This window comes from Mycobacterium sp., assembly GCF_046095365.1.
GTDB lineage: Bacteria > Actinomycetota > Actinomycetes > Mycobacteriales > Mycobacteriaceae > Mycobacterium.
Genome location: NZ_JBJTJF010000031.1, coordinates 1 through 4,108, shown reverse-complemented (window position 1 = coordinate 4,108; position 4,108 = coordinate 1). Strand labels below are relative to the sequence as shown.

5 protein-coding genes and 1 pseudogene are annotated in these 4,108 nt (G+C 67.6%); all 6 read left to right on the top strand.

Translation table 11 applies throughout. The annotated features are described in order from the left end of the window. The first annotated feature begins 19 nt into the window (after positions 1 to 19). Complete coding sequence (cysE, locus tag ACKOQ4_RS02405; protein ID WP_526288465.1) at positions 20 to 706, top strand: serine O-acetyltransferase; 687 nt, start codon at positions 20 to 22, stop codon at positions 704 to 706. 148 nt (positions 707 to 854) lie between these two features. Continuing rightward, complete coding sequence (locus ACKOQ4_RS02400) at positions 855 to 1,319, top strand: DUF4395 family protein (RefSeq protein ID WP_526288463.1); 465 nt, start codon at positions 855 to 857, stop codon at positions 1,317 to 1,319. Continuing rightward, complete coding sequence (locus ACKOQ4_RS02395) at positions 1,306 to 2,784, top strand: ABC transporter permease subunit (RefSeq protein ID WP_526288461.1); 1,479 nt, start codon at positions 1,306 to 1,308, stop codon at positions 2,782 to 2,784. The genes ACKOQ4_RS02400 and ACKOQ4_RS02395 overlap by 14 nt, the downstream gene beginning before the upstream one ends. Next, complete coding sequence (locus ACKOQ4_RS02390) at positions 2,781 to 3,533, top strand: amino acid ABC transporter ATP-binding protein (protein WP_526288459.1); 753 nt, start codon at positions 2,781 to 2,783, stop codon at positions 3,531 to 3,533. The genes ACKOQ4_RS02395 and ACKOQ4_RS02390 overlap by 4 nt, the downstream gene beginning before the upstream one ends. A 25-nt stretch (positions 3,534 to 3,558) precedes the next feature. Beyond that, positions 3,559 to 3,909 (top strand): DUF732 domain-containing protein, encoded by a 351-nt coding sequence (locus tag ACKOQ4_RS02385; protein WP_526288457.1) that lies wholly within the window; start codon positions 3,559 to 3,561, stop codon positions 3,907 to 3,909. Continuing rightward, positions 3,906 to 4,108 (top strand): annotated as a pseudogene (locus tag ACKOQ4_RS02380) (CAP domain-containing protein); the annotation flags it as partial. The gene ACKOQ4_RS02385 and the pseudogene ACKOQ4_RS02380, both read left to right, overlap by 4 nt.

Here is a 4,108-nt window from a genome sequence, read left to right as displayed (position 1 = left end):
CGGGCCTGGCGGACTGACCGTGCTGTCGGCGATCCGCTGCGACATCCGCCGGGTCAGGAAAGAGGATCCCGCGGCACGGTCCACTCTGGAGGTCGTCCTGTGCTACCCGGGCCTGCAGGCGGTGTGGGTGCACCGGGTCAGTCACTGGCTGTGGGAGCACGGCGCCAAACTTCCCGCCCGTTTCCTCGCCGAGCTGATGCGCAAGTGGACGGGAGTCGAAATCCATCCCGGAGCCGTGTTGGGCCGCGGCGTGTTCATCGACCACGCCACCGGTGTGGTGATCGGCGAGACCGCCGAGGTCGGCGATAACGTCACCATCTACCACGGTGTGACACTCGGGGGCACCAGCCTTGACCGGGTGAAGCGGCACCCGACCATTGAAGAGAACGTCACCATCGGAGCCGGCGCAAAGGTGCTGGGCGCCATCACGATTGGAGCGGGGAGCCAGATCGGGGCCAACTCGGTTGTGGTCAAGCCGGTGCCGGCTGGTGCGGTGGTCGTCGGTGTTCCGGGGCAGATCGTGAACCGCAGCAACTCGAACGGCGCCACAGCCGAGGCTCAGTTGCCCGATCCCCTCGGACTGAGCCTGCGGTCGCTGCTGGCCAGAGTGAGCCGACTGGAGGGCGACGGCGGCGGCCGACCTCTCGAGCCGGTGATCAGGCCGCCCGAATCCGGGGTGTGGTACGGCGAGGATTTCTCCATCTAGCGCCGCCCGGTACGCCGTGGACTTTTCCTCCGCACGATTCGATTGTCTCGTCGCTGGTCACCGCAGCGGCGTCATTCCGCATCGAGGTCGGGAGGTGTTCGCGCACTTAGGATTCGGCGTACCTGATCGTCAAGTACGGAGTGCGGGAATGCCAGCTGACAGCAGTACGGTCGACCAGGTCGACATACGCGGGCCGCGCTTCGCCGCCTGGGTGACGACCGGCGTGCTCGCCGCGGTCATCCTGCTCTCCGCGGTCAGTGTTCCGGCGGCGACGACCCTGCTGGCGGTCCAGGCGCTGGCCTTCGCCGTCGGCGCGGCCCGTGGCCCCCGGCGGCATCCCTACGGCCTGATCTACGCCAACCTGGTGGCGCCCCGTCTCGGTCCGGTCACCGAACGCGAGCCGGTGCCACCGCTGCGATTCGCCCAACTGGTCGGCCTGGCCTTCGCCGTAGTCGGCCTCATCGGCTTCGGTTCCGGGCTGCATCTGCTCGGCGTGATCGCGACGGCGTTCGCGCTGTCCGCGGCGTTCCTCAACGCCGCTTTCGGGATCTGCCTGGGCTGCAAAATCTATCCCCTGGTCACCCGACTACGGCCCGTCGGTGATCGCGCCTAGAAGCGGGCCGATCACCAGGGCGGTGCTGCTGCCCCTGCTGTGCGTCATCGCCGTCCTCATCGGCGGCTGCGGATCCAAGACCGACGGCGGCCAGGCGTTGTCGGCGGGAGTGCTCCGGGTGGGCACCGAGGGCACCTACGCGCCGTTCAGCTACCACGATCAGACGACCGGCGCACTCAGCGGCTACGACGTCGACGTCGCCCGCGCCGTCGCCGACAAACTCGGCGTCCGGGTGGAGTTCGTGGAAACACCCTGGGACTCGATCTTCGCCGCGCTGGAGGCCAACCGCTTCGACGTCGTCGCCAACCAGGTGGGCATCACCCCGGCGCGACAATCCAAGTACGACATGTCGGAGCCCTACTCGATGGGCGAGGGCGTGATCGTCACGCGGGCCGACAACAGCGCAATCACCTCGCTGGCCGACCTCAAAGGCAAGACCACAGCCCAGTCCATGACCAGCAACTGGGCCCAGATCGCCCGCGACGCGGGGGCGAAGGTCGAGTCGGTCGAGGGCTTCACCCAGGCGGTCAAGCTGCTCAACCAGGGCCGCGTCGACGCCATCGTCAACGACAGCATCGCGGTGTACGCCTACCTGGCCGAGACGAACGACAGCTCGATCAAGATCGCCGGCCAGGCCGGCCAGAAGAGCGAACAGGGGTTCGCGGCCAGGAAGAACAGCGGACTGCTGCCCGACCTGAACGGGGCACTGGACGATCTGCGCGCCGACGGCACGCTGGCCGCGATCTCCGAGCGCTACCTCAAGACCAACGCCACCGGGGCGCCCGCGCAGGCCGGTGGACACCGGTCCGCCTGGCAGTTGATCGCAGCGAACCTGTGGCCGCTGGCCAAGGCGGCGATCACCAAGACGATTCCGCTGACGGTGATCAGCTTCGTCATCGGGCTGGCCATCGCGCTGGTGGTCGCACTGGCGCGGCTGTCGTCCAACGTCGTCGTCAACGGCATCGCCCGCTTCTACATCTCGGTGATCCGCGGCACACCCCTGCTCGTCCAGTTGTTCATCGTGTTCTTCGCGCTGCCGGAGCTGAACATCAAGATCGACCCGTTCCCCGCGGCGGTGATCGCCTTCAGCCTCAACATCGGCGGCTACGCCGCGGAGATCATCCGATCGGCCATCCTCAGCATTCCCAAGGGGCAGTGGGAGGCCGCCCAGACCATCGGGCACGGCTACGTGGGCTCGCTGCGCCGCGTCATCCTGCCCCAGGCCGCCCGGGTGGCGGTGCCTCCGCTGTCCAACACGCTGATCTCGCTGGTCAAGGACACATCTCTGGCGTCGACGATTCTGGTGACCGAGCTGCTGCGGACCGCGCAGATCGCCGCGGCGCCGACCTTCGAGTTCTTCGCGCTCTACGGCACCGCCGCCGTCTACTACTGGGTGATCTGCCTGGCCCTGTCCTTCGCCCAGGGCCGGATGGAACGTCGACTGGAAAGGCACGTGGCCCCATGACCGATCTCATCGTCTCCGACGACGTCCGGAAGCGCTTCGGCGACAACGACGTTCTCAAGGGTGTCTCCTTCGCGGTGCCCCCCGGTACGGTGACCACGGTCATCGGCCCGTCGGGATCGGGCAAGACGACCTTGCTCCGCTCCCTCAACGCGCTCGACCCGCCGGACTCGGGCACCATCCGGATCGGCGACGTCACCGTCGACTTCGGCGGCCCGGTTTCCAAGGACCTGCTGAAGAGCTACCGCGCCCAGAGTGCGATGGTCTTCCAGTCGCACAACCTGTTCCCGCACCGGACTGTCCTGCAGAACGTGACCGAGGGACCGATCGTGGTTCAGAAGCGACCCCCGGAGGAGGCGAAAGCCGAAGCCGTGAGTCTGCTGGATCGGGTCGGCCTGGCCGACAAGTGCGACTGCTATCCCTACCAGTTGTCCGGTGGGCAGCAGCAACGGGTGGGCATCGCCCGCGCACTGGCGCTGCGGCCCAAACTGGTGCTCTTCGATGAACCGACCTCGGCCCTGGACCCCGAACTCGTCGGCGATGTGCTGGCCGTGATCCGCGACCTGGCCACCGAGGGATGGACGCTGGTGATCGTCACCCACGAGATCCAGTTCGCACGTGAGGTGTCAGACCAGGTCCTGTTCACCGACAGCGGCGTCGTGCTTGAGCAGGGCCCACCTGGCGAGGTGATCGACGCCCCCACCCAGGAGCGGACCCGGCAGTTCCTGGATCGGGTGCTCAACCCGCTCTGAGAGCCGACCGACGTAGGGTTCCCGCATGCCAGGTAGACCTCTCGGAGCGCTGCTGGCCGCGACCGCGGCTGCCGCCGGCGCCGGGGCGCCGGTCTGCCACGCCGACACAGTGGCCTATCTGGTCAACGTGACGGTCCGGCCGGGCTACAACTTCGCCGACGCCAACGCGGCGCTGGCCTACGGACACAGAGTGTGCGACCGGGTCGCACAGGGCGGAGGATTCCCACGCCTGGTCGGCGAAGTCATGGCGGACTTCTCCTCATCGGAGGAATACCAGGCCACCTACCTGATCAGCCAGGCAGTCAATGAGCTTTGTCCGCAACTGATCTGGCAGCTCCGGAACTCCGCCGCGCACTACACCGGACTGCCGTCGTGAGACAACACGTGTCGAGGGCGGCGGTTCTACTCGCGGTGCCGGCGTCGGGTCTGATCGCGATGCCTTCGGCGTGCGCGGACAACGCGCGTCTGAACAACGGTGTCGTCGCCAACGTCTACACGGTGCGCTACCAGTCCGGCTGCATCCCCGGAATCGCGTGGAATCAGGCCCTGACGGCCGCGGCCAGGCAGCACGCCCT

What these genes read in the sequence shown, in the direction of transcription:
- ACKOQ4_RS02400 (WP_526288463.1), top strand. Translation starts at nt 855, where the DNA reads ATGCCAGCTGACAGCAGTACGGTCGACCAGGTCGACATACGCGGGCCG.
- ACKOQ4_RS02390 (WP_526288459.1), top strand. Translation starts at nt 2,781, where the DNA reads ATGACCGATCTCATCGTCTCCGACGACGTCCGGAAGCGCTTCGGCGAC.
- ACKOQ4_RS02385 (WP_526288457.1), top strand. Translation starts at nt 3,559, where the DNA reads ATGCCAGGTAGACCTCTCGGAGCGCTGCTGGCCGCGACCGCGGCTGCC.